The 22,755-nt window shown below is 63.0% G+C and carries 20 protein-coding genes and 2 pseudogenes; 14 read left to right on the top strand and 8 right to left on the bottom strand.

From position 1 onward, the window contains the following. Positions 1–63: 63 nt before the first annotated feature. Positions 64–1,758, bottom strand: a complete 1,695-nt coding sequence (locus VFB05_RS23630) for an outer membrane beta-barrel protein (protein ID WP_325016798.1) — start codon at positions 1,756–1,758, stop codon at positions 64–66. A gap of 158 nt (positions 1,759–1,916) precedes the next feature. Beyond that, the gene (locus VFB05_RS23635; protein ID WP_325016800.1) at positions 1,917–4,583 is read right to left on the bottom strand and encodes a M1 family metallopeptidase; all 2,667 of its coding nucleotides are present in this window, start codon (positions 4,581–4,583) and stop codon (positions 1,917–1,919) included. A 189-nt stretch (positions 4,584–4,772) separates the two neighbouring features. On the opposite strand from VFB05_RS23635, the gene VFB05_RS23640 reads away from it, so the two are divergent. Then, positions 4,773–5,135, top strand: coding sequence for a hypothetical protein (locus VFB05_RS23640; protein ID WP_325016802.1), 363 nt, complete (start codon positions 4,773–4,775; stop codon positions 5,133–5,135). A gap of 164 nt (positions 5,136–5,299) precedes the next feature. Beyond that, positions 5,300–6,322, top strand: a complete 1,023-nt coding sequence (locus VFB05_RS23645) for a DnaJ domain-containing protein (protein WP_325016805.1) — start codon at positions 5,300–5,302, stop codon at positions 6,320–6,322. Here the strand turns inward: VFB05_RS23645 and VFB05_RS23650 are convergent. Then, positions 6,319–7,188 (bottom strand): ABC transporter substrate-binding protein, encoded by an 870-nt coding sequence (locus VFB05_RS23650; protein ID WP_325016807.1) that lies wholly within the window; start codon positions 7,186–7,188, stop codon positions 6,319–6,321. The two genes, VFB05_RS23645 and VFB05_RS23650, sit on opposite strands and share 4 nt — an antisense overlap. A 156-nt stretch (positions 7,189–7,344) precedes the next feature. Here VFB05_RS23650 and VFB05_RS23655 point away from each other — a divergent pair, with 156 nt between their 5' ends. Then, positions 7,345–8,433, top strand: a complete 1,089-nt coding sequence (locus tag VFB05_RS23655; RefSeq protein ID WP_325016809.1) for a mandelate racemase/muconate lactonizing enzyme family protein — start codon at positions 7,345–7,347, stop codon at positions 8,431–8,433. A gap of 177 nt (positions 8,434–8,610) precedes the next feature. Here VFB05_RS23655 and VFB05_RS23660 read toward each other — a convergent pair whose 3' ends face one another. Then, positions 8,611–10,125, bottom strand: coding sequence for a L,D-transpeptidase family protein (locus VFB05_RS23660; RefSeq protein WP_325016811.1), 1,515 nt, complete (start codon positions 10,123–10,125; stop codon positions 8,611–8,613). A gap of 827 nt (positions 10,126–10,952) precedes the next feature. Here VFB05_RS23660 and VFB05_RS23665 point away from each other — a divergent pair. The 6 genes and pseudogenes from VFB05_RS23665 (at position 10,953) to VFB05_RS23690 (ending at position 12,571) form a co-directional block, all read left to right on the top strand. Beyond that, the gene (locus VFB05_RS23665; RefSeq protein ID WP_325016813.1) at positions 10,953–11,237 is read left to right on the top strand and encodes a type II toxin-antitoxin system RelE/ParE family toxin; all 285 of its coding nucleotides are present in this window, start codon (positions 10,953–10,955) and stop codon (positions 11,235–11,237) included. Positions 11,238–11,274: 37 nt separating this feature from the next. Beyond that, the gene (locus tag VFB05_RS23670) at positions 11,275–11,571 is read left to right on the top strand and encodes a HigA family addiction module antitoxin (RefSeq protein WP_325016815.1); all 297 of its coding nucleotides are present in this window, start codon (positions 11,275–11,277) and stop codon (positions 11,569–11,571) included. A 185-nt stretch (positions 11,572–11,756) separates the two neighbouring features. Beyond that, positions 11,757–11,990, top strand: a complete 234-nt coding sequence (gene vapB, locus VFB05_RS23675; protein ID WP_325016817.1) for a type II toxin-antitoxin system VapB family antitoxin — start codon at positions 11,757–11,759, stop codon at positions 11,988–11,990. Beyond that, a pseudogene (locus tag VFB05_RS23680) lies at positions 11,990–12,180 on the top strand (hypothetical protein). The gene vapB and the pseudogene VFB05_RS23680 overlap by 1 nt, the downstream one beginning before the upstream one ends. 5 nt (positions 12,181–12,185) lie before the next feature. Further along, a complete protein-coding gene (locus VFB05_RS23685; RefSeq protein ID WP_325016819.1) occupies positions 12,186–12,419 on the top strand; it encodes a hypothetical protein in 234 nt (77 codons plus the stop codon). Beyond that, positions 12,416–12,571, top strand: a complete 156-nt coding sequence (locus tag VFB05_RS23690; protein ID WP_325016821.1) for a hypothetical protein — start codon at positions 12,416–12,418, stop codon at positions 12,569–12,571. Before VFB05_RS23685 ends, VFB05_RS23690 begins: the two co-directional genes overlap by 4 nt. Before the next feature lie 43 nt (positions 12,572–12,614). Here the strand turns inward: VFB05_RS23690 and VFB05_RS23695 are convergent, their stop codons facing one another. Together VFB05_RS23695 and dinB are read right to left on the bottom strand one after the other, a co-directional pair. Next, a complete protein-coding gene (locus VFB05_RS23695; protein WP_325016823.1) occupies positions 12,615–14,021 on the bottom strand; it encodes an aspartate aminotransferase family protein in 1,407 nt (468 codons plus the stop codon). A gap of 119 nt (positions 14,022–14,140) precedes the next feature. Then, positions 14,141–15,388, bottom strand: coding sequence for a DNA polymerase IV (dinB, locus tag VFB05_RS23700; protein ID WP_325016825.1), 1,248 nt, complete (start codon positions 15,386–15,388; stop codon positions 14,141–14,143). Between the two features lie 120 nt (positions 15,389–15,508). Between dinB and VFB05_RS23705 the strand changes: the two genes are divergently transcribed. After that, a complete protein-coding gene (locus VFB05_RS23705) occupies positions 15,509–16,012 on the top strand; it encodes a hypothetical protein (protein WP_325016827.1) in 504 nt (167 codons plus the stop codon). Positions 16,013–16,056: 44 nt separating this feature from the next. Here VFB05_RS23705 and VFB05_RS23710 read toward each other — a convergent pair whose 3' ends face one another. Both VFB05_RS23710 and VFB05_RS23715 read right to left on the bottom strand, forming a co-directional pair. Continuing rightward, on the bottom strand, positions 16,057–16,518 hold the full coding sequence (locus tag VFB05_RS23710; RefSeq protein ID WP_325016829.1) for a hypothetical protein: 462 nt from the start codon (positions 16,516–16,518) through the stop codon (positions 16,057–16,059). Further along, positions 16,515–16,916 carry a nuclear transport factor 2 family protein gene (locus VFB05_RS23715; protein ID WP_325016831.1) on the bottom strand — a complete coding sequence of 134 codons (402 nt, stop codon included), beginning with the start codon at positions 16,914–16,916 and terminating at the stop codon, positions 16,515–16,517. The genes VFB05_RS23710 and VFB05_RS23715 overlap by 4 nt, the downstream gene beginning before the upstream one ends. A 94-nt stretch (positions 16,917–17,010) precedes the next feature. On the opposite strand from VFB05_RS23715, the gene VFB05_RS23720 reads away from it, so the two are divergent. The 4 genes and pseudogenes from VFB05_RS23720 to VFB05_RS23735 all read left to right on the top strand — a co-directional run bounded on the left by VFB05_RS23720 (position 17,011) and on the right by VFB05_RS23735 (position 22,645). After that, positions 17,011–17,598, top strand: coding sequence for a helix-turn-helix domain-containing protein (locus VFB05_RS23720; protein WP_325016833.1), 588 nt, complete (start codon positions 17,011–17,013; stop codon positions 17,596–17,598). Positions 17,599–17,749: 151 nt separating this feature from the next. Beyond that, positions 17,750–18,967 carry a hypothetical protein gene (locus VFB05_RS23725; RefSeq protein WP_325016835.1) on the top strand — a complete coding sequence of 406 codons (1,218 nt, stop codon included), beginning with the start codon at positions 17,750–17,752 and terminating at the stop codon, positions 18,965–18,967. A 164-nt stretch (positions 18,968–19,131) separates the two neighbouring features. Next, positions 19,132–19,343: pseudogene (locus tag VFB05_RS23730) on the top strand (transposase); the annotation flags it as partial. A gap of 296 nt (positions 19,344–19,639) precedes the next feature. Then, complete coding sequence (locus VFB05_RS23735; protein ID WP_325016837.1) at positions 19,640–22,645, top strand: GAF domain-containing protein; 3,006 nt, start codon at positions 19,640–19,642, stop codon at positions 22,643–22,645. Positions 22,646–22,755: the final 110 nt, after the last annotated feature.

The raw sequence follows: 22,755 nt of genomic DNA on the forward strand, positions 1-22,755 counted from the left end.
GAGGGCCCGGCGTCGGTATGTGCGCAACGTCACACATTCGCGGCAGGGCACCCGAAACAGTCCCTATTGCAGCACGTCGAACTTGTAGGACGCCTGCGCGAAGACGCCATAGCGCTCGGTGCGCACCGGAAGCGACTGGCAGGGGCACGGCGTGCCGAAGATGTTGGTGTAGGCGCCAGGGGCCCACATCGCCCAGTAGCGGCCGCCGGCGCCGAGGTTCAGGCCGTTGGCGAAGGCATAGGACAGGATGGCCTCGAGCTGGAAGCCCTGCCCGACGCCGGTTTCGGTCGAGACCGTGTTGCTCACGTCGGTGCGCAGCAGGTGGTTGTCGATGCCATTGAAGGACGCGAACGGCAGCCAGGCGGCGTCGGCCGTGAGCTTGAGCCGGTCCCAGACCGTGAACACGCCGTTCACGCCGAGCCGGAGCGAATACCACTTGTCGTCCTCGACAATGCCGAGCACGGAATTGGGCAGGCTGGGCACGCAATCCGAGAACGGATTGGCGATCTGCGCGCAGCCATAGGCCTGCTTGTTCTCGCGGTAATAGTTGAAGCCGATGAAGCCGCCGACATTGGCGTTCGGTCCCTTGAACACCGAATAGCCGGCATCGATGGTGGCATAGGCCAGATCGCCCTTCACGTTCGACGACGTATTGGAATAAGGCACAGACTCATTGAAGATGACCCAATCCTCATCGTTCATGTTGCCGGAGGTGAGCTTGCCGCCGCCGACGAAGCCTTTGAGGAAGACGTTGATCGGAGTATCGATGCGGCCGAACAGTTCGCCGGTGGCCGCCGTCGAATTGTAGGTCAGCCGCGAGACCAGGAGATTCGAAGTGCTCTGATCGGAGAAAGTGCCGAGATCCTTCTGGAAGCGTCCGGACGAATACCAGACGCGCCCGCCGAATTCGAATTGCGCCACTGGCGCGACCGCGGCATCGGTAGCGCCGCGCAGATGATAGTCGGTCGGCGACGGCGCCCATTGCGAGTACATGCCCTCGCCGATCTTGTAATTCAGACCGACTTTGACGGTTTGCAGAGTCTGACTCATGGTTGCGGTGCCGCCCGGCGTCGGAATGTAACCGAACGGCGAGCCGGGAATCACCTGCAGGAAGCTTTGCGGCGTCGGGATCGTGAGATCATCGAACCTGGCGTAGTCATATTCGACCTTGAACGACCAGGCCGGCGTCAGCGCGCGTTCGACTCCAACGCCGCCGGTCCAGCCCCAGCGCACGCCGTTGAAAGTGGTCGTTAGCGGCGGATAGAGCCCGTTCGTGGTGACGTCGATACGGTCGTCGAGCCAGGCGAGACCGCCCTTGGCGTAGATCAGCGTGTGGCCACCGGGACCGATGGCGTAGCCGGCGCGGCCGGTGAACGTGCCGCCGAGATCGGGGCGCGTGCGGCAATTCGCCGAGATGAAGTAGCCCGATGATGCGAGGCACGTGCCGCTGCCATTGGCGCCGATCGCACTGACATCGGCGTCGACGCCGAGCACGAAGAAAGTATTGGGGACCTGCCAGTTATAGCCGGCTTGCACCCCGGCCAACACGGCATTGCCGCGCACATTGTTGCCGTAGATCGCAGCACCTGCGGGATCGGTGACGGCCGCGTCGCCCCAGCCACCGCCGAAATGACCGCCCATGTACAGACCGGTCCAGGTCCACAGCTTGACCGGCAGCGGCGCCATCGGCATGTCGGCCGCGTGGGTGAAGCCTGAACTCAAAAACAAGGCCAAAGCAGCTACTGAGACTTTTTTCACGACACAACCCGAACTTGTTACCGGTACGAACCGTTAACCAAGATCGGCGGAAAACCTTAAGAAAGACTGAGCGGTGAGGATTGGCTAACCATAAAATTTAAGCCGCTCTTCAGCATGCAAGCGCGCTTCGGATTTTTAAGAAGTCATTAATGCTCTCCTTACGGATTCACCGGATGCGCCTTGATCCAGGCGTCGATCGCCGGCAGCGCGCGCGCCTTCAGATCGGCCGATATCGCGATCGCTTCCAGCGCGCGCGATGTCATCACGCGCCCGCCGAGAGTCTCCTGCGCCGGCGCGAATTGCCTGAGCGCATCGGCATGAGCCTCGTCGGAGAAAGTGGTCATGAAGTTCGGAACGAACTCGTGCGGAAAGTCCGGTCCCTGCCGCGCGGTGAGCGCAGCCAGGTTCTTCTGCAGGAAATCCCAGGCCAGCTCGCGGTGCCAGCCCGATTGCGCGACCTCGTTGATCAGGCCGTTCACGAGCGTGCTCGGCAACTCCCTGGTCAGCGTCAGTGCCAGCGTATCCTGCGCCAGCGCGCCATCGCGCGCGCTCGCCGCGGCATAGTAATAGCGCACGCGTTCATTGGTCGCCGTGCTCCTGCGCGCCAGCGCCAACAGCGCGTCATAGTCCTCACGGCGCGCGGCAACGCCGACGACGTGGGGGACAAACTCGCGCTGGGCCGGAGGCAGCGATGTCGGGTCCTTCAGGAAGGCGGCAAAGCGCCGCCGCCCCTCGCTGATGATATCGGCATCGCGGAGATCGCCCAGCGTCCAGATCAGGTCGGCCCGCAGCAGCGTATCGTCATCATCGCCGGCACCGCTGCCGTCCCAGCCGAGCCGGTCGAGCACCGGCCGCAATTTGGCGCGCGCGTAAGCCTCCAGCGCCGGCTGCTCCGGGCGCTCGCGCGCCAGGCGGTCGAGCCCATTCAGCGTGTTGAGCACCTGATCCCAGACCGCGCGGGCGTCGTTCGCCGCCAGCGCATCGATCAGTGCAAGATAGGAGGCCGGCTCGGCGCGGCCGGCCTGCACCATCGCCCAGTCGTCGGCGAGGAAATTGACGCGATCCTGCGGCGCCATCTGGGCGAGCTGTTTTGTCAGCGCGGCGCGCAGCCTTGGGCCATAGTCGACCCGGTAATAGCCGATATCGCCGAAATTGACTTTCACGGCGTCGCCGCATTTACCCGCAGCGACCTCGGCGTTGCCGTCGAGCAGAAGCTTTTGCGGCTCTGTCGCACCGATTTTTCCCACCGTGACCGGCACCCGCCACTTCAGCGGCGGCAAGGTCGCATTGGCCTGCGAAGGGATGATCATGAAGCGCTCCTGTTTCAACGTCAGGCGCTGCGCGTCACCGTCGCATACCGTCTCGGCAATCACCAACGGCACGCCGTCCTGCTCGGTGAAGGACGCCGCGATCGCGCTGACCTGCTTGCCCGTTGCACGCTCCAACGCCTGCCAGAGATCGGCCGTCGTCGCGTTGCTATAGGCGTGCGCCTGCATGTATTGCCGGATGCCGTCGCGGAACGCGTCCTCGCCGAGGTAATTCTCCAGCATGCGGATGAAAGCCTGGCCCTTGTTGTAGGTGATGGGGTCGAAGGCGGTCATTGCCACGCTGTGGTCGGCGACCGGCTGCTGGATCGGATGCGAGGTGCGCCGCGCGTCGAGCGAGAACGCAAGCTGCTTCTGATTGTAGCCGTTGAGCCAGCTCTTCCATTGCGGATAGAAATGCTCGGCCGCCTTTTCCTGCATCCAGCTGGCAAAGCCCTCGTTGAGCCAGAGATTGTCCCACCACGCGGTGGTGACGAGGTCACCGAACCATTGATGCGCCATCTCATGCGCGAGCACGCTGAAGATGCGCCGCCGCGCAGTGTCGGGCGTGGTCGCAGGATCGAACAGCAGGCGGCTCTCGAAGAAGGTGATGCCGCCCCAGTTCTCCATCGCGCCGCCGAAGCCGCCGGGCACGGCGATCAGGTCGAGCTTGGGCAGCGGATATTTGCTGCCGAAATAGTCGTTGTACCAGGCAAGCAGTTTGACCGCGTTATCCAGCGCGAAGCGTCCCTTCTCCGCCTTGCCCACGGTCGTGACCACCCCGACGGTGACGCCATTCGCATCCGCCGTGATCCGCTCCAGCTCGCCGGCCGACAGCACGAACAGATAGCTCGACATTTTCGGCGTCGGTGGAAAGACGACGCGCTTCCTGCCGTCGGCCAGCGGTTCTTCTTTCGCGATCGGCATGTTGCTGATTGCAAGAAAGTTCTGCGGCACGGTCACGGTCAATGCGAACGTCGCCTTGAAGACCGGCTCATCCCAGCAGGGAAAGATCCGCCGCGCGTCCGCGGGCTCGAGCTGGGTCGAAATCATCCGCTTGCTGCCGGCCTCGGTCGGGTAATCGGCAAAGAACAGGCCGCGGCCGAACGGATTGATTTTCGCCGTGAAGGCGAGGCGCAGCCTGTGCAGCCCTTTCGTGAGCGCCGTCGGAAAAGTCAGCGTCGCCGTCTCGGCCTTCGGATCGAGCGTGACCTCGGCGCGCTGCGCGCCGTCGTCGATGCTCGCCTCCGCAATCGCAAGGTTCGCGGCATTGAGCTGCAGCCGCCATGTGGTCTCGCGCACCTCGACGTCGATGACCTCGCTGCCCTCGGCCGTCAGCGCCTGCAGGTCGGGCGCAAGCTCGATCGCGTAATGCGTCGGCACTGCCGTTTTCGGCAGCTTGCCCGGCGTGTTGTCGAAGGAGAACGACTGCTCGGCGCGCGCATCGATCGGCAGCAACAAGCCAATCGCGATCAGGCCGAGCGCTGCGATCACCGACGATCTTGAATGCCGTCTTTTCATTGTTCTGTTCATTGGTTCGACCTGCGTGACCTCAGCCGCGCGCACCCTATCGGAACTTAACTGCGCGTTAACCTTAATTGTTAAGACCTGCTTCAAGCTTTGCACCCATGATACCGATGCTTGGTCGGCGGCCCAGGCGCCATTGCTGCATCCGCAGCGGAGTGTGCGCGAACGAGGCCGAACCGAGCGATGCCCGACAGACCAGGACAAGTGCGGCCGCGCTGCACGCGCGGCGTTCCGATCGCGCTCGCTTTCGTGCTGGCGGGATGCGCGCAGGCTTCGGCTCCGGAGCCCGCCCCTGCCGCAGGCACCCCGCAAGCCCATGCAGAAGCACAGCTTTGCCGGCCCGAGGCCGCGCTTCTGATGCCGCAATCGCCTCCCGATTGCGTGTTTCGGCGGGGCGATCTGAAGACCGCCGACCCCGATCTGTGGTCCAAGATGAAGATCGAATATGAGCGGCAATGCTACCAGGCGGCCGAGAAGCGGGTCCGCGAGCGCCTCGCCCGGCTGCAGGCCGCCAACCGCTGCGAGACCGCGGCAGCCGGCCGTTAACGGCTGCGCCGGCGGGCTGGCAATCAGGCGGCGAAATGGTTAACGCCCACAATTCAGTCATCTTTTTGCCGCCCTCCACAGGGATTATCCACACGATCAGCGCACGGTTCTCCACAACGAATTCTCGGCGGAAATTTCGGTGGAGAGAGTTTTGTTGAGTAGCCGTGAGTGCGACGATGGATACGCTGTACGATTTGCTCGGAGCGCTTCCGCGCGATGACGCCGAAGAGCTGCGGGTAGCCTTCCGTCGCGCCGTCAAGGGAACCCATCCCGATCTCCATCCGGGCGATCCCGACGCCGGATTCAAATTCAGGCAGATTGTGCGCGCCAACGGCATCCTCGCCGATCCGGATCAGCGCGCCACCTACGATCATCTGCTCGACCTCGCGGAGCGCGAGAAGAAGGAGTGGGACCGGCACGCCTTCATGAACAAGGTCGTCGCGGTCACCTCCTTTGTTGTGGCGCTCGGTTTCATCTCGGCGGCGTCGGTCGGCGGATATCTCCTGTTCCAGCAGATGTCGGAGGCGCTGAGCGCGCCGATCGATCAGGTCGCATCCGCAGTGAACGATGTCACCGCCAGCATACGCGAGCCGTTCGAGTCCGCGCCGGCTTCGGCCGATGCGCGCGCCAAGCCCGTTCAGGTCACGACGGTCTCGATCCCGGTGACGCCGCCCAGGACCGAGATTGCCAGGACTGAGATCGCCTCGAACGACAAGGCCGACGGCGCGGATGTATCCCGCGCCGACATCGTGCCCGCCTCCGTCACGGTGACCGAGCCGGCACCTCCGCTCGGACCGCCGCTCGAGATCGCGCCGCCTCCCGACGCCAAGGCTTTTCGCGAGCGCGGCATCTTCGCCTATCGCTCCGGCGATCTCGACAACGCGATCGCCGATTTCGATCGCGCCATCCAGCTCGATCCGAAATTCACCGCCGCCTATATCGACCGCGGCATCGTGCTCTACCGCCTGCGCAAGTTCGAGAAGGCGTTCGCCGACATCGCGCAGGCCAAGCGCATCGAGCGGACCAGGACGGCGAAGACGGGCAGGAAGCAGCGGACCACCGACCCCGCGATCGAGATGAGCATCATGCCGTCGCCGTCGTCCAGGGCGCGGCGCACCGCGCGGCTGGATTCGCCGCGCGAGGTCGGGTTCCTCGCAAACCGCCGATCGATGCCGCCGCAATATTAGGAAAGCGACACCGTCGACTTCTCGTAGTCGCCCGAGCCCATGCTGCCGGGCTCGAAGATCTCGTGTTTGGCGATCCAGTCGAACGACTCCGAGAACACCTCGCGGCTGTAAGGCTCGAACACGATGCGCTCGCCCGGTCCCCAGCGCCGCGTATCCATCTTCGCATGGAAGCGCTCGGGAAATTCCATTTTGTAATAATGCGTATAGAGCTCCGGCCGGAGATCGATGTCGCGCTGCGCCCGCCGCAGCGCCTGGAAGTAACGCCTGACGTCGTCCATGTCGGGATCGCCGTTCACCATGGCGCCGATCATGAAAGTGGTGTCGATGATCTTGCGATAGCCGAGTTGCTCGGCGAAGTAATAGGGCCCGCCGAACAGGGTCGCCGCTTCCGACTTGCCTTCGAAGAATGCTTCCATGCGGGCGAACAGCATGCCCTCGTCGAACGACAGCTTGATCTGGTCCTTTGCGAGGTAGCTTTCGAGCGCCTGGATGGTCGCGTAATGGCTCCCCGACTGGTAGCCGACCGAGACCGGCACGCCGGCGAGATCGGCCGGCGTCCGGATCGCCGAGTCCGCGCGCACGAAGATGCCCGACGGCGCCACCGAATAGGCGTCCGCGAACAGCTTGGTGTGGCCGCGCGAGGCCGCGACGTTCACCGTCCAGTGGCAGGCGCAGGTGACATTGGACTCGCGCCCCTTCTCGATGCTCTGGAACGCGCCGCTCGGACCTTTGGCGTGATGCGCGCCGCCGGAGGAGCGGATGAACTCCTTGAACTCGTAATCGAGACCCTCGTCGCGGAAATAGCCCTTCTCTTCCGCGACCCATTCCTGAAGCCGGAAATGCGGCTCGATCTTGAATTTTGCCATGCGTCCGCTCCCTTGCGATTCCCAGTTCTTTGGCCCCAGTCTATCGCGCAGGCCAGGTGAGCGCGAGAACGAAATGCTGCGATGCGGCTCACGCTGTTGTGCTTCCCCCGCGGTTGTTGTGAGATGGATCACCACGACCGGGAGTGAGACCAGCGAATGGCGCGCATCGACAAGATCGAGACCGGACATTATCGCATCCCGCTGCCGGTAACGCTGTCCGACTCCACACATGGCGAGATCGCCGCATTCGAGCTGATCACCGTTCGTGTCAGGGATGCCGACGGCGCCGAGGGTACAGGCTACACCTACACGGTCGGCCGCAATGGCGGCGCGATCGCCGACATCCTGCGCCGCGAGGTGCCGGAGTTGATCCAGGGTTGCGACGCCGACGACATCGAGGCGATCTGGCATCGCATCTGGTGGGGCCTGCATTATGGCGGCCGCGGCGGACCGGTGGTGCTGGCGCTCTCGGCGGTCGACATCGCGCTGTGGGACCTGAAGGCGCGCCGCGCCAAGGCGCCGCTGTGGCGGCTGCTCGGCGGCTTCGATCCGCGCGTGCCGTGCTATGCCGGCGGCATCGATCTCGATCTGTCCGTCGAGGCGCTGCTGAAACAGACCGACGACAATCTTGCGAAAGGCCTTCGCGCCATCAAGATGAAGGTCGGCCAGCCCGATCTCGCCTCCGACGTGGCGCGCGTCAAGGCGATGCGGGCGCATCTCGGCGAGGGCTTTCCGCTGATGGCGGACGCCAACATGAAATGGAGCGTCGAGGAAGCGATCCGCGCCGCCCGCGCGTTCCTGCCTTTCGACCTGACCTGGCTGGAGGAGCCGATCATTCCCGACGACGTCGCCGGCCACGCGCGGATTCTTCAGGCAGGCGGCGTGCCGATCGCGGCCGGCGAGAACCTGCGCTCGCTGTGGGAGTTCAAGAATTACATCGCGGCCGGCGCGGTGTCCTATCCCGAGCCCGACGTGACCAATTGCGGCGGCGTCACCGCGTTCATGAAGATCGCGCGGCTTGCGGAAGCCTTCAACCTTCCCGTCACCAGCCATGGCGCCCACGACATCACCGTGCATTTGCTCGCGGCCTGCCCGAACCGCTTCTATCTCGAAGCACACGGTTTTGGCCTCGACCGCCATATCGAACATCCGCTGGTGCTGGACGACGGCATGGCGCTGGCGCCGGATCGTTCCGGCCATGGCGTGAGCTTCGACTGGAAAGGCTTGGCGAAAGTCGCGGCGTGAGGCGCGGTCATTGCGAGGGCAAGCCGTCTCGTTTCCGATTCAAGATGTCAAACAGCGTTCGATGTCGTCGTCCGGCTTGACCGGACGACCCAGTATTCCAGAGGCAGCAGTGTTCAACTGAGAAGCCTCTGGGATACTGGGTCGCCCGCCTGCGCGGGCGACGACATTGTGGGAGCCCTAGCCGAAACGTTTGCTCGGCACTCCGAAATAGCAGATCACGTCCATCGCCCGCGCGTTGCGGTCGGGGAAGACCACGAAGCCGTTCGACGGCGCCGTCATCCTTGAACCGTCCGCGCGGACGACGATGGTCTCGCCTGACCTCACGGCGTCGCCGGTGACGAACTCCCGCGCCAGACGATCGCCGGCGGCGTCGCATAACACGGCGTCGACGATCTCAATGGTCTTCTCGAGTTTCGCCTTCGATGGTTGCGCATCGATCAGCCCGAGCTGGCCGAGCGCATTGACGATAGCGTGATAGGCGACCTCGACCGCGCGCGGATCGCCGTGATTTCCGCATTCCAGCGTCACGCCATAGCCGCCGACCGAGCGCATATATTCCGTGGTGCCGATGCCCTCCGTGGGATCGCCCGCTCCGCCGCGGCGACGGCGCTCCAGCGCCGCGCGGGCATAGGCCGGCATCCAGCCATGCATGATGATGTCAGGCCCGAGCCGCAGCGCCAATTCGCTTTCGGGCCCGGACAGCCGAAACGGCTCGATCTCGCCATCGTTATCCTCCGGCCCGACGAACACGAACGGTTTGCCCTGCGAGCGGAACGAATGAATGTCGAGCAGCACCTCGTGCTCGCGCAGCAGGGCGCACAAGACATTGCCGACCAGATCCTCGTTGTCCTTCGGGTTGTCGCGTGGGCGCAAATTGCGATTGAGATTGCGGTCGCCTTCGCGCGTGTTGGCGCGATACGCCTTCATGTTCACGATCGGAACGAAGGTGACCTGCCCGCGCCGGATCGCGATCTTGCCGGACCGGCAATCGGCGATGACGCGGCTGATCGCCTCCGGCCCGCAGATCTCGTTGCCATGGACCGCGCCGGTGACGAGCAGCTTCGGGCCGGGATGCAGGGCGGCGAAGCTCACCGTCTCGATCGGCGATGCGTCGTCCGCGCGTACCGTCTGCGCGGGCGCGGCCTCGTAGTCGATGTCGATCACCATGCCGGGCTTGAGCCGCCGCGCCAGCTCGAGCAGATCGTCGGGCCGAAGCGCGACGCATCCTGCCGTGCCGCTCATGTCCGGACGCGCGGCGTGAACGAACAGCGCGCTGCCGCGGCCGGCTTCGGCGACAGCGTCGTTGTAGCCGATCGGCACGATCACGTTGAACAGATCGTGGTCGCGCGGCCGCGCCAGCCGGTCGCCCGGGCGATCCGCGCCGTCGGCAAACACCAGCCTGTTGTAATCGGGTCCGTCCTCTTCCCAGATCATGTCGTCGGAGCAGGGAACGAACGGAAAGCTCACGCTTTCGAGGAAGCGCAGCGCGGGAAGAGGCTTGAACAGCCCATAGCGCAACGGAAACACGCCGATCGGCGTCTTGCGATCGCCTTCGCGCTTCACCGACGCTGCAACGAGCCCGCCGGTGCCGACCACGCAGGGAACGGACCAGTCGCCAATCGCGAGCGTGCCCTTGTGGCCGGCGGGACCGGTTCGAGGAACGCGCACGGTGATGGTAGGAATCGAGGTCATCGGGAACGGGGAATGCAGCGTTTGAGGGGTGATTCGATTGACGGATCGTTTTGTGTATGTCCTACCAAAGCCATGATGGGGTGACCACCCCGTCCCTCGTCATTGCGAGGAGCGACTTGTCCGCCGAAGCTCGCAGAGCGAAGGCGGAAGCGACGAAGCAATCCATTTCGCCTGGAAAAAGAAAGAATGGATTGCTTCGCTGCGCTCGCAATGACGAAGACATAGGTCCGCATCCCCGCGGCGCAGATCGCACCCGGGCTTTGCGAAAATCCGTGTCCCTCGGAAAAAAGAGGGCGCAGGGAGTACCGGGCGCTCAACCGCACCCGCAATCCTCGTGGGCTAAAAAGAAAAATCGCCCACAAGTCGTCAGGCAGGGCCGAAATCGCACGGCACTCCCTGCGCAATGGTTTACGGCTTACTTCGCGCTCTCGCCGGAGTGCCGGGCTTGTTAGCCTCCGTCGCCCGTTCAATCGCTTAAACGGGCTTGATCCCAGCGTCGGGGGACCACGACCACACGACTTGACCGTACGCATCGATCTCGCACGCCTTGTGAGACCAACACGTCCATCGCAACCCGCCTCACGTCTGGTGACGAATGGCCATCACGTCCCCCGTGTCGAGGCGGGCTGGCTTCTTTAAATCATAAGTTCTGCCTTTCGGAAAGAGAAATATTTTTGCGCGGCGCGCTTGACTCGTCGGGCAAAACAGGCGGCGGTTTTTTTGGGTGTGTTGCCTGTCGGGCAAGGCGTGGGTGACGCGCAGCCCCTTGGTGTCGCGCCGGGATACCAAACCTTGCAAAACGTATCTCGATAGGATACGTTTGACCTGTGATCAGAAGCTTTAAGGGGAAATTTGCCGAGGCGATCCTTCAGGGCCGCGTGGTCCCGAAAGGTTTTCCGGCAAATCTCGCCGGGATCGCCCGCCGAAAACTTGTCATGATAGATTCCGCCGAGTTTCTTGCGGCTCTGAACTCGCCTCCCGGCAATCGCCTCGAAGCCCTCAAGGGCGATTTGAAGGGCAAGCACTCGATACGGATCAATGACCAATGGCGGGTCGTGTTCCGCTGGACCGATGCGGGACCCGAAGACGTTGAGATCGTGGACTATCACTAGCTCGCCCCAACCGAAGGAGGCGAGTAGGAGATCGCAAATGGCTAAGAAACTTCCGCCGGTTCATCCCGGCGAAATCCTGCGGGAGGAATTTCTCGTTCCACTCAAGCTGACACCGTACGCCCTCGCGGCTGCATTGCACGTGCCGCGCACCAGGATCGAGCGCATCGCACGCGAGGAAAAGCCCGTGACGGCCGACACCGCGCTGAGGCTCGGCAAGTTTTTCAAGACCGGCGCGGCGTTCTGGATGAACATACAGGCACGCTTCGATCTCGAGAAGGCCGAAGAGGCGCTCGCGCCGCAGATCAGGAAGATAGGGTTTTATGAGGCGGTGTGAGGGCATCCTGGGCTTTATCAGCATCCAGCAGAGCGATCTGCTTAAGATCTTGATCACCATCTCGGTGGTCGGCGTGCCGCCGGCGCGCAGCAGTTCGCCGCAGCGAGCCATTCCACAACCACCCTCGCAAAATACCCACGATACAGCTATGTATATCTCAACTGGATATACACGGAAATCGCGCCATGACGAGCTCCACGGTGTTCATCAGCAATCGCTGTCAGGCCGTCCGGCTGCCGAAGGCCGTGGCCTTTCCGGCGGGCGTGCATGAGGTCGATATCCTGAAGATCGGCCGCAGCCGCCTGATCGTACCGCAAGGCAAGCGATGGGACGACCTGTTTCAAAACGGGCCGCGCGCCAGCGACGACTTCATGGCCGGGCGTGAGCAGCCGCAGGCCGAGGAGCGTGAGACGCTCTGATGCTCACCTACATGCTCGACACCAACATCTGCATCCATGTGATGAAGAACTATCCGCCGAACCTGCTGGGGAAGTTCAACACACTGGCCGAGCAACTCTGCATGCCCGCAGCGAAGGGCTGATCGTCGTGACCAACAACATGCGCGAATTCAGCCGCATGCCAGGACTGAGGGCCGAGAACTGGGTCTGACTGCCATGAGCCTTTCAGCCGATACCCTGTACCGGATGCCCGATGTGGAGCTGCTGTCGGCCTATGCCGAGGTGCGCCGGCAATTCGTGGAGCGGAAGTTCACGCGCGATACGCAGCGGGCGCGGCTGGCATGGATTAGGGCCAAGATGTTCGTCGGCGGCTCCGGCGGAGTGACCGAGCGCAACATGGCGACGTTTCCGAGGAGATCGCGCGCAAGGGCCAGGAGGTGCGAGAGATGACGCGCGATCTCGACCTGCTCAAGGTCGATGTCGACCTGGTCGCGACGGTCATTCGGTTGCGCGGCGCATCGATGCCAACGGGCGCGCACGCCGACGACGCCGGCGGAGACGACCATCCCGAGCACGAAGAGCCTTCGGGCTCGTCCGACTGACAGTGAGACCGCGACGCGCAGTTGCGCGTTCAGCGCCATCCCCTCACCCCGCCTTCTTCACCTCAGCCCCTACCAACCCCTTCCGCACCGCCTCCGCATAGCCATCATCGAGCGCGCCCTTGAGCGCTGATATCAGCTCGTCGATCTCGCCCCTGGTGATGATCAGCGGCGGGCAGACATAGACCGCATCGGGCGTGGCGCGTAACAAGACGCCGCGATCAAAAGCGCTCTGCTGGATCAGCGGGCCGATGCCGGCCGCAGGCGGCAGCGCCGCGCGGCTCGGCTTGTCTGCCACAAGATGCACCGCGCCGATCAGGCCGACGCCGCGCGCTTCGCCGACCAGGGGATGGCCGGCCAGCGCCTGCAGCTTCTCCTGCAGATAGGGACCGACCTGCCTGACATGGGAGAGGATGTCGCGCTCCTCGTATATCCTGAGCGTCTCCAGCGCGACCGCGGCAGACACCGGATGGCCGGCATAGGTGAAGCCGTGCGCGAAATTGCCGAGCTTGCCGGAATGTTTGGTGATCGCTTCGGCAATGGTCTCGCTGATGACCGTCGCCGAGATCGGCAGGTAGGCCGACGACAGCGCCTTCGCCACCGTCATGATGTCGGGCTCGATGCCGAAGGTCTCGCAGCCGAACATGTTGCCGGTGCGGCCGAAGCCCGTGATCACCTCGTCGGCGATGACAAGAATGTCGTAGCGGCGCAGCACCTCCTGCACCCGCGGGAAATAATCGCGCGGCGGCACGATGACGCCGCCCGCGCCGTTCACGGGCTCGGCGATGAAGGCCGCGATGGTGTCGGGTCCTTCGCGGATGATCATCTGCTCGAGATTGCCGACGACGCGGTCGACGAAGGCGCGCTCGCTTTCGCCCGCCAGGCCGTAGAGATAGTGGCTCGGACAATCGGTGCGCAGCACGCCGCCGACCGGCAGGTCGAAATCATTGTGGTTGGGCGGAAGCCCGGTCAGGCTGCCGGAGAACACGGTGATGCCGTGATAGGCGCGCACGCGGCTGATGATCTTCTTCTTGCGCGGCCGGCCGATCGCGTTGTTGTAGAACCAGACGAGCTTGGCCGCCTGGTCGTTGGCCTCCGAACCGGAATTGGCGAACAGCACCTTGCCGAGCCCCTTCGGCGCGATCTTCAACAGCGCCGCGGCGAGCTCGATCATGGCCTCGTTCGAGCGGCCGTTGAAGATGTGATAGGTCGGCAGCTGCTGCATCTGGCGGATGGCGGCCTCGACGAGGCGCTTCTCGGAAAAGCCGAGCGAGGTGCTCCACAGGCCCGCCATCCCCTCCAGATATTTCCTGCCGCCGTCGTCATAGACGTAGACGCCCTCGCCTTTCGCGATCACGGTCGGGCCGGTCGTCTTGTGCTGCTCGAGATTGGTGTAGGGGTGGATGACCGAGGCGACGTCGCGGCCTGCGAGCGAATTGGGTTGGGCGACCATGGGGTTCTCCGGAAGGAGTGGGGCGTGGCGGCGATCTTGTGTCACCACGGCGCGGGGGACAATGACAAAGTATGCAATGAACCCATGACGGGCGCGGCGCGCCCATCGGAAGGCGGCGGTTACAGCTCCCTTTCGGCGAGCTTGCGAAATTCATCGGGCACCGAGCGAGAAGCCCCCAATGCGACCGAGCCATATCCGATCGCATCCCATCCGAAGCGATCGCGGATGCTGTCGACGGCACGGTCCGCGGCCCAGCGCGCCATGCCGATCCTGGTGCCGGGACGGCGCGCTTCGTCCGCAAGTCCGAGCGGCAGCTCCAGCGCCAGATCCCAGTGCTCCTCGAGATGCGACACGGAGATTGCGAGCAGCGAGATGATCGTCTCGTCCGGATGGTCCGCAAGCGCCGCGCGCACGAGGTCCTCGGCGAACGCGGCGAGCATCACGGTCGCGCAGATCGGCGCATCGAGCGTGATCGAGCGCGTGACCGATGTGAGATCGGCGAAGCGGACGCGGACAGTCACGGTTCGGCCGGGCCTCGACTTCGCCCGGAGCCGCGTGGCGATCCGGTCCGCAAGATGAAGCAGGGTCGGCCGAATCACCCGCTCGACGGCGGGCTTGCGGCCGATCGCGGACTGCGCGCCGGCCGATCGGGCGCGGTGGCGAGAGCGGATGCGGCGCGGATCGCGATTCCACGCCAGCGCCGCAAGCTTCTCGCCGGCCGCGGCACCGAGCAACCGCTCGAGCGACCGCGGCTGAAGGTTGGCGAGCTGCCCGATCGTCTCGACGCCGATCCCGGCGAGCCGCGCCCTGGTGACCGGACCCACGCCCCACATCAGCTCGACGCCGAGCTCGTGAAGAAATTCCAGCTCGGCAGCGGGATCGACGACCACGAGCCCGTCGGGCTTGGCGACCTGCGAAGCGATCTTCGCAAGATGCTTGGTGCGCGCGACGCCGACCGAAATCGGCAGACCAAGCTCGCTGCGCACGCGGGCGCGGATCGCACGCGCGATGTCGGCGGGCGTGCCGAACAGATGGGTGCAGCCCGCAACGTCGGCAAACGCCTCGTCGATCGAGATCCGCTCGACCAGCGGCGTGAAATCGCCGATCACCTTGATGGCGGCATCGCCCAGCCGCTGGTAATCCGCGAAATGGCCGGTGACGAAAGTGAGCTGCGGACAGAGCTCGCGCGCCTGCCGTCCCGGCATGCCGCCGCGGACCCCGAAAGCCCTGGCCTCGTAGGACGCGGCGAGCACGACCCCGCCGCCGACGGCGATTGGCTTGCCGCGCAGCGAAGGGTCGAGCAGCTGCTCGACCGAGGCATAGAAGGCATCGAGGTCCGCATGCAGGATGGTGGCTGTCGTGGCCATCCAGACCGCTCACCCCTGATGTTTCGACCAACTTTCCGAATGAGAACATAATGAGAACACGACGCGTGCCTGTCAAGCCGGGTTCTGGCCGTGGTAAATGAAACGCACCCAGGCCCGCCCATGAAAAGCGGAATCAGACTCAACATCCCCGGCTTCGGTCATCTGCACATCGAAGCCATCTGTAGCGACTACACGGGAACGCTTTGTCTCAGGGGCGAACTGATCGACGGCGTGAGCGCGCGCCTTCGCCGGCTCGCGGAGCTCGTCGATATTCACGTCGTCACCTCGGACACGCGCAAGACCGCGCGCAAGCAGCTGGCGGACCTTCCGGTCACGTTGCACGATGAGATCGCGTCGGACGCCCACGATGCGTTCAAGCGCGACTATATCGCCGGCCTCGGCATCGGCCTCGACCATATCGCCGTGTTCGGCAATGGCAGGAACGACAGGCTGTGGCTTGCGGTGGTCAGGGATGCCGGAGGCCTCGCGATTGCGGTGGATGTGGGCGAGGGTTGCGCGGTCGAGGCGATGACGAGCGCCAGCGTCTTCGTCGCCGGCATCGCCAACGCGCTCGATCTCCTGCTCGATCCCAAGGGCCTCATCGGGACCTTGCGCACGAAATGAGACGAGGCCGAATCGCGCGCGACGGCGCCGGAAGCCGGCGGCCCCTATCCCGACCGGGAGAGCAGCGCGACGACGCCGGATATCGGAATGCCGAACATGATAGTGTGGGCCACCAGTTCCTTTGCGATCATGACGAGCGAGAGATCGGGATTTGCGGCGTTCGACAGCGGCACGACGACCAGGTTCATGACGGCATAAGCCACGACGCCGAAGGCCGTGCCGCCGGCAAGCCAGTGCCACCTCAATCCGCTCGACCAGCCGGCCGCCCAGAGATAGATGCCCGCAGCGACGATCGATATCGCGTAATGCAGGCAGCCGCCCAGCACCGCCGTTGCCCTTCCGCCGGCGAAGGCTTGCTCGCCCAATAGTCCCGACGCGATCGTCTGCAAGCCATGCGTCAAGGTGCCGTGGTAGATCGCGCCTGCCGCGATCAGGTTCGTCGTCCCGGCCACAAGCCCGGCGGCGACGCTCGTCAGCGTCTTTCGGCCGATACCGCCCGGCGTCACGGTTCGACTCCGCTTGCGGCGTCCTTGCGCGACGGTTTGCCCGGCGTTCTCCGATCGTAGAAGAAGTGTTCCTCGATCAGTTGCTCGCCGCGCCAGGTTTGCCATGCGATCTCCTCCATCGCGCGGACCGAGCCGTCGCTGGCCGTGAACTCGAAGCGCCAGCGGATCGCCGCATGATCTCCATCGTACAGCAGCGGCCCGAGGCGGGTCGTCTTGACGCCCGCGACAGTGGCGAGCAGGCGCCGTTCGCGTTCGGCCAGCGCCTCGCGGCCCCTGATCGGCGGATCGTCATTTTCCCGGATCGCCGCATCGGGTGCGTAGAACCGCTCGATGGCACCGACATGGTCGTTGGATTCGACCGCCTGCGCGAAGGCGCGCAGCGTTGCAAGGGAGGGCATCGGCGGACTCCATTTACAGACTACAAGTCGGTAAATATCGACTTATAGTCGGTAAGTCAATTGCCAGGATTTGACACGAGGCTACAATGCGCCGATGGCGACACAGCTTGAACGGCGGGAGACGACGCGGGCCGCGATCACCAAGGCGGCCAGGCGCCTGTTCGGCGACAATGGTTTCGCCGCGACCACCATTGACGACATCGCCGCCGCTGCGCACCTCGCCAAGGGCGCGGTCTACCACCACTTCGACACCAAGGAGGCGTTGTTCGAGGCGGTGTTCGACCAGGTCTCGCGGGAGCTGCTGGCCGAGGTCGACCGGATCGCGCGCTCGGAAACCGACGCGCTGGCGGCGATGGCCAAGGGAACGCGGGCTTACTTCGCAGCCTGCGCGAAAGGCGCCAACGGACAGATCGTTCTTCACGACGGTCCTGCGGTGCTCGGCTGGGAACGCTGGCGCGAGATCGACAATCGTCATTTCGGCGGGCGCTTTTCGGCTGCGCTCGGCCGCGCGATGGATGACGGCCTGATTGCGCGGCAACCGGTCGAGCCGCTGTCGCGCCTGTTGCTCGGCGCCGTAACCGAGGCAGCCGTGGCCTGCTCGGGCAAAACCGACCTGCCCAAGGCCGGCGCCGACTACGCCCGCGCCTTCGAAACGCTGCTTGATGCGTTGCGCCGGCGATAATGGAGGGGAAATCGGGATCACTGGCGCTCCCTAGGGGACGGAGAATAGCTGCTGAAAAAGCTCTCGTAAACCATTGCAACATAAAGTATTTTACTGCCGCTAAGACTGCCACTAAACCCTGCCGCTAGCAACTGCCGCTAACGGTGACTTTATGACCCGCAAAATCGATTACCTTTTTCTCCGCAACGGTTCGCGTAACTGGCAGATCAAATTTCAGTATCCGAACGGGGAGCGGGTTGAGAAGTCGCTCGGCACGCCAGATCGCGCCCAAGCCGAAATCCTAGCACTGCCTCACATCCAAGAGCACAAGCTTCGGCTGTTAGAGGCAAAGCCCGGCATCAATATTACTTGGCAGCATCGTTTCGCACCGGGACAGGAGCACGTCGCGGCAGACGGCGAGCGGATCATCGCCGATGACCGCGAGCTGATAGTCCTGAGCCACAATGGCGCGATCGTACGGAAGGAAGCGAACGGCGGATTTGCGGTGGAGGTGCCGGCGCGGCGGGAGCAGAAGACGATCGCGCGTAACGAAAAGCAACGCGAGCGCGTGGCGACCAACCCCGACGATGCTCTAATCGAAACCTATCTGAAGCACAAAAACATCACTGACTATTACGAGCGGGAAGCCCGCGCGGTGTGGGCGCTGTACAAGCTACTCACCAACGGCAAGCCACTGAGGGATGCGAGCAGAGACGATGGCCGCAAGCTCGTTGATTATTTCGAGAAGAAGGGCCTGAAGAGCGCGACCATTCAGAAGAAAGTGGGATGGCTGACTGCGGCTGTCAATCTGGCGATTGATGAGGGGAAACTGAAATTCAATCCGTTTAGTAGTATCGTGCCGGAGCGCGACGACAAGGAACGGCGACTGCCGCTGAGCGAAACGGATATCCGAATCGTGAAGCAGAAACTTAACCGGCTCGACAAAGGCGACCAATTGCTGTTCCGCGCGCTCGCGTCCACCGGCATGAGGCTGTCAGAAGCCTTTGAGATCGACGGCGAAATGAAAGAGCGTGGATGCCGTTATATCATTATCGGCAGCAAGACGTCGCAGTCGCTCCGGCGTGTTCCCCTCCCGACCGCCCTGCTCCCGTTTCTCCCCCTCAAGATAGAGGGGCCGCTCTTCCCCGGCGGCCCGAAAGCGGCGTCGAAACGCCTCAACCGATTTTTAAACGACGTAGGTATCGACGACCGTCGCAAGGTCGTCCATTCACTGCGCCATCGGGCGCAGGACCGTCTCCGGGCTGCCGGTTGCCCCGAAGATTGCCGCTGGGCAATTCTCGGCCATGAAGAGAAGACTGTAGCGGAAGGCTACGGCGAAGGTTTTCCCGTCCCCCTGCTCCGGCGGTGGATCGACAAGATTGGCTTTTGACCGAGGGCCGCCTCGCACCTTGGCTCGGCGAACTGCGCGATGTCCGTTTCTAGGGGTGAAGCAGACTTCCGCGAGCAACTCTGGGATGTCGCTTTTTGACCCTGGCTGTGTGAAAACGCTGCACCGCTGTTATGATTCTCCTGTGATTCTTTTGGGGGAAATCGATGAGGCGGTTCGTTGAGGAGGCGGATCGTGGGCAATGGACGCTGTTGCCCGAATGCCTCGATGACTTCATTGCCGAGGATAATCCGGTTCGTGTGATCGATGCATTTGTGAACGCGCTCGATTGGCGGAGATGAGCTTCGAAGGGGTTGAACCTGCAGCGACTGGCCGGCCGTCGTACCATCCCTCGGTTCTGCTGAAGCTTTACATCTATAGATAGCCGACGAGGTGATCGAATAATTGGCCGATGTCCGCTATTGGCCACTTTTCGGACATGCCCGCTCCGGCCATAGACTTCAGCTGTCTAGGGTAGAACGGACATACCATTCAAGCGGGCTGACTTCCGTCTATAGCCACCCAAGGCGGAAGTGGTGCGCCCTATTTGCTGTGATGCACCATATTGTTTGCCTGTGGTCGTCGACCTGACGATCAGCGTAGGATGGTTTCATCGCTCCGTCGTGCCCAGACGCATTTTGATAGAGCATTCCAAGGATCATATGGATCCCCGCCATGTCATCCGAAGTATCGACAACCGGCGCTCTAGACGGCCACAGTCGCCGGGTCGAGGAGCTTGAGCGCCAGCTAGCCGAAGCGCACCAGCGCGAGGGCGCGACCGCCGAGGTGCTAAAGAGCATCGGTCGCTCAACCTTCGACTTACAAGAGGTACTTGATACCCTCACTGAGACCGCAGTGCGCCTTTGTCGTGCGGACAAGGGGCTCATCCGGCGGCGCGAGGAGGACAGGTACATTCTGGCATCGACCTATTCATTCAACGACGAATTTAAGGAGTGGGCGGCAGAGCGCGTCCTCTCCGCGGACCGCGACAACATCGTCAGCCGCGCAGTGTTTGATCGTAAGGTCGTTCATATTTCAGACGTGCTTGGTGAGCCCGGGTGGGATCAAGGCGACTGGCAAACGCTAGGTAACTTTAGGAGCGCGCTCGCTGTGCCACTGTTGCGCGGTGACGATATCCTTGGTGTTCTGGTGCTGCATCGCGCCCAGGTGCTTCCCTTCACCAACGAGCAAATAGCACTGGTCGAGACATTCGCCGACCAGGCCGTGATCGCGATCCAGAACGCCAGACTGTTCAGCGAGACCCAGGAGGCGCTCGAGCGGCAGACGGCGACTGCCGATATCCTGAAAGTGATCGCCAGTTCGCCGACCGATACCCAGCCGGTATTCGAAGCGATCGCGCAGAGATCGAACCGGCTGGTCAATGGCCTGTCGACTGCAGTGTACAGCATTGTCGATGACGTGCAGCACCTGATGTCGTTCACACCTGTCAGCCCGGCAGCCGATGCGGCCCTGAAGGCCTTCTTTCCGGCAACGCTTTCGACTTTCATGTGGGGTGAAACAATCCGTAAGGGGGAGATCTACCGAATTGCCGACACAGAAATTGAAATTGACGATCTAAAGATAAAGGAGATGGCACGGTTGCGCGGTTGGCGCAGCTTCGTTTTCGTCCCGCTGCTACGTGACAACAAGACAATCGGACTGATCAGTGTTACGCGCAAGCAGCCGGGAGCATTTGCCTCGCATCACGTCCAATTGCTTCAGACCTTCGCCGACCAGGCGGTGATCGCCATTGAGAACGTGCGGCTATTCAACGAGACGAAGGAAGCGCTAGGACAGCAGACGGCGACTTCGGAGGTGCTCAAGGTCATCAGCTCGTCGCCGGGTGACACGAAGCCTGTATTCGAGTCGATCCTTTCGAACGCATTACGCATTTGCGAAGCCAAGTTCGGCCACCTCTTGCTCTACGATGGTGAAAGGTTTCACGCGACGCATCTCCACGATGTTCCTCCATCCTATCGCGAGTATTGGGAGCAGCACGGACCGATACGCGCAAGCCCGAACACAGGCCTTGCTCGGCTCGCGCGCACGATGCAAGTCGCCCATATCCCAGATCTCAAGGCCGATTCCGCTTACGCCGAACGTGAGCCGTTGCGCGTCGTCACCGTCGAACTGGCAGGCGCGCGGTCCTTTCTCGCGGTACCAATGCTCAAAGAGAACAAATTGGTTGGCGCGATTGTTATTTACCGAAAGGAAATGCGGCCGTTCACCGACAAGCAGATCGAGCTAGTTAAGAATTTTGCCGCCCAAGCCGTCATCGCCATCGAGAATACGAGACTGCTTCAGGAGCTGCGCGAATCATTACAGCAGCAGACCGCGACCGCGGACGTGCTCAAGGTGATCAGCCGCTCGGCGTTCGACCTCGATACCGTCATGAACACCCTTGCCCGCTCGGCATCGGAGTTGTGCGGAGCTACACTGAGCGGACTATTTCTCCGCGAAGGCGACGTTCTGGCTATGAAAGGGACCAGCGAGATCGCCCCCGAATTGGAAAAGTCCCTGCGTGAAGCCCGGATTCCAATCGACGACACCAGTTATATGGGCCGCGCCGTGCTCCACGGCGAGATCGGCAACGTTCCGGATTTTGACCAGGCTCGGTCTAGCGTGCGCTTTTTTCAGGAGCGATTGGGCTTTAAATCCATATTGATGGTTCCGCTCATGCGCGAAGGCCGTGGAATCGGCGTGTTCGCGCTGGCACGGGACCGCGTCGGTGAATATTCGCCGCGACAGGTCGACCTGGTCCAGACATTCGCCGACCAGGCGGTGATCGCCGTAGAGAACGTGCGCCTTTTTGATGAGGTACAGGCACGTACCAAGGAACTGGCGACATCTCTTGACGACCTCCGCACCGCCCAGGATCGCCTGGTGCAGACCGAGAAGCTTGCTTCGCTCGGCCAGCTCACTGCGGGCATTGCCCACGAGATCAAGAATCCGCTCAATTTCGTCAACAATTTTTCGGCGCTGTCGGCCGAGCTCGTCGACGAGATGACAGAGGTATTTGAAAATCCCGCGCTCGACGAGGCCGGCAGGCGAAAGGAACTGGACGAAATCCGTGAGCTCCTGAAAGGCAATTTGCAAAAGGTCGTCCAGCACGGGAAGCGCGCCGACTCGATCGTTAAGAACATGCTTCAGCATTCGCGCGAAGGCTCGGGCGAACGGCGGTCCGCCGACATCAACGCGCTGGTCGGAGAGAGCCTCAACCTAGCCTATCACGGCGCTCGGGCCGAGAAGCCGGACTTTGCGATCACGCTCAAGCACGACCTCGACCCCAATGCGGGCGCGCTGGAGCTGTACCCGCAGGAGATTACCCGGGCGCTGCTCAATCTCATCTCAAACGGCTTCTATGCCGCGACAAGACGCAAGGCGGAGACAGGTGACAAGGCGTTCGAGCCGGTGCTCAGCGCGGCCACCAGGAATCTCGGCGAGACGGTCGAAATCCGAGTTCGCGACAACGGCGCCGGCATCCCGCCCGAGGTGAGGGAAAAGATGTTCAATCCCTTCTTCACCACCAAACCAACCGGAGAGGGAACGGGACTCGGTCTCTCGATGACCCATGACATCATCGTCAAGCAGCATGGCGGCAAGATCGATGTCGAGACCGAGGCCGGCGCATTTACGGAGTTCATCGTTACACTGCCGCGCAGCTACGGGAAGCTGGCCTGAAGTCAGAGGGACCGCTGGTACGAAGCGGACAGGGTCGTCCATCCGCGCGCAGCGTCCGCTCTGGGATGAGGAGCGGAAAACATCTGCTCGGTGCGAGCACTTCCGTTTTT

Source organism: Bradyrhizobium sp. (assembly GCF_035652035.1).
Taxonomy (GTDB): domain Bacteria; phylum Pseudomonadota; class Alphaproteobacteria; order Rhizobiales; family Xanthobacteraceae; genus Bradyrhizobium.

Coding starts and splice junctions, on each gene's coding strand:
- VFB05_RS23735 (WP_325016837.1), top strand. CDS start 19,640: ATGTCATCCGAAGTATCGACAACCGGCGCTCTAGACGGCCACAGTCGC.
- vapB (WP_325016817.1), top strand. CDS start 11,757: ATGACGAGCTCCACGGTGTTCATCAGCAATCGCTGTCAGGCCGTCCGG.
- VFB05_RS23670 (WP_325016815.1), top strand. CDS start 11,275: ATGGCTAAGAAACTTCCGCCGGTTCATCCCGGCGAAATCCTGCGGGAG.
- VFB05_RS23695 (WP_325016823.1), bottom strand. CDS start 14,021: ATGGTCGCCCAACCCAATTCGCTCGCAGGCCGCGACGTCGCCTCGGTC.
- VFB05_RS23655 (WP_325016809.1), top strand. CDS start 7,345: ATGGCGCGCATCGACAAGATCGAGACCGGACATTATCGCATCCCGCTG.
- VFB05_RS23685 (WP_325016819.1), top strand. CDS start 12,186: ATGAGCCTTTCAGCCGATACCCTGTACCGGATGCCCGATGTGGAGCTG.
- VFB05_RS23640 (WP_325016802.1), top strand. CDS start 4,773: ATGCCCGACAGACCAGGACAAGTGCGGCCGCGCTGCACGCGCGGCGTT.
- VFB05_RS23660 (WP_325016811.1), bottom strand. CDS start 10,125: ATGACCTCGATTCCTACCATCACCGTGCGCGTTCCTCGAACCGGTCCC.
- dinB (WP_325016825.1), bottom strand. CDS start 15,388: ATGGCCACGACAGCCACCATCCTGCATGCGGACCTCGATGCCTTCTAT.
- VFB05_RS23715 (WP_325016831.1), bottom strand. CDS start 16,916: ATGCCCTCCCTTGCAACGCTGCGCGCCTTCGCGCAGGCGGTCGAATCC.
- VFB05_RS23650 (WP_325016807.1), bottom strand. CDS start 7,188: ATGGCAAAATTCAAGATCGAGCCGCATTTCCGGCTTCAGGAATGGGTC.
- VFB05_RS23635 (WP_325016800.1), bottom strand. CDS start 4,583: ATGAAAAGACGGCATTCAAGATCGTCGGTGATCGCAGCGCTCGGCCTG.
- VFB05_RS23720 (WP_325016833.1), top strand. CDS start 17,011: ATGGCGACACAGCTTGAACGGCGGGAGACGACGCGGGCCGCGATCACC.
- VFB05_RS23690 (WP_325016821.1), top strand. CDS start 12,416: ATGACGCGCGATCTCGACCTGCTCAAGGTCGATGTCGACCTGGTCGCG.
- VFB05_RS23705 (WP_325016827.1), top strand. CDS start 15,509: ATGAAAAGCGGAATCAGACTCAACATCCCCGGCTTCGGTCATCTGCAC.
- VFB05_RS23725 (WP_325016835.1), top strand. CDS start 17,750: ATGACCCGCAAAATCGATTACCTTTTTCTCCGCAACGGTTCGCGTAAC.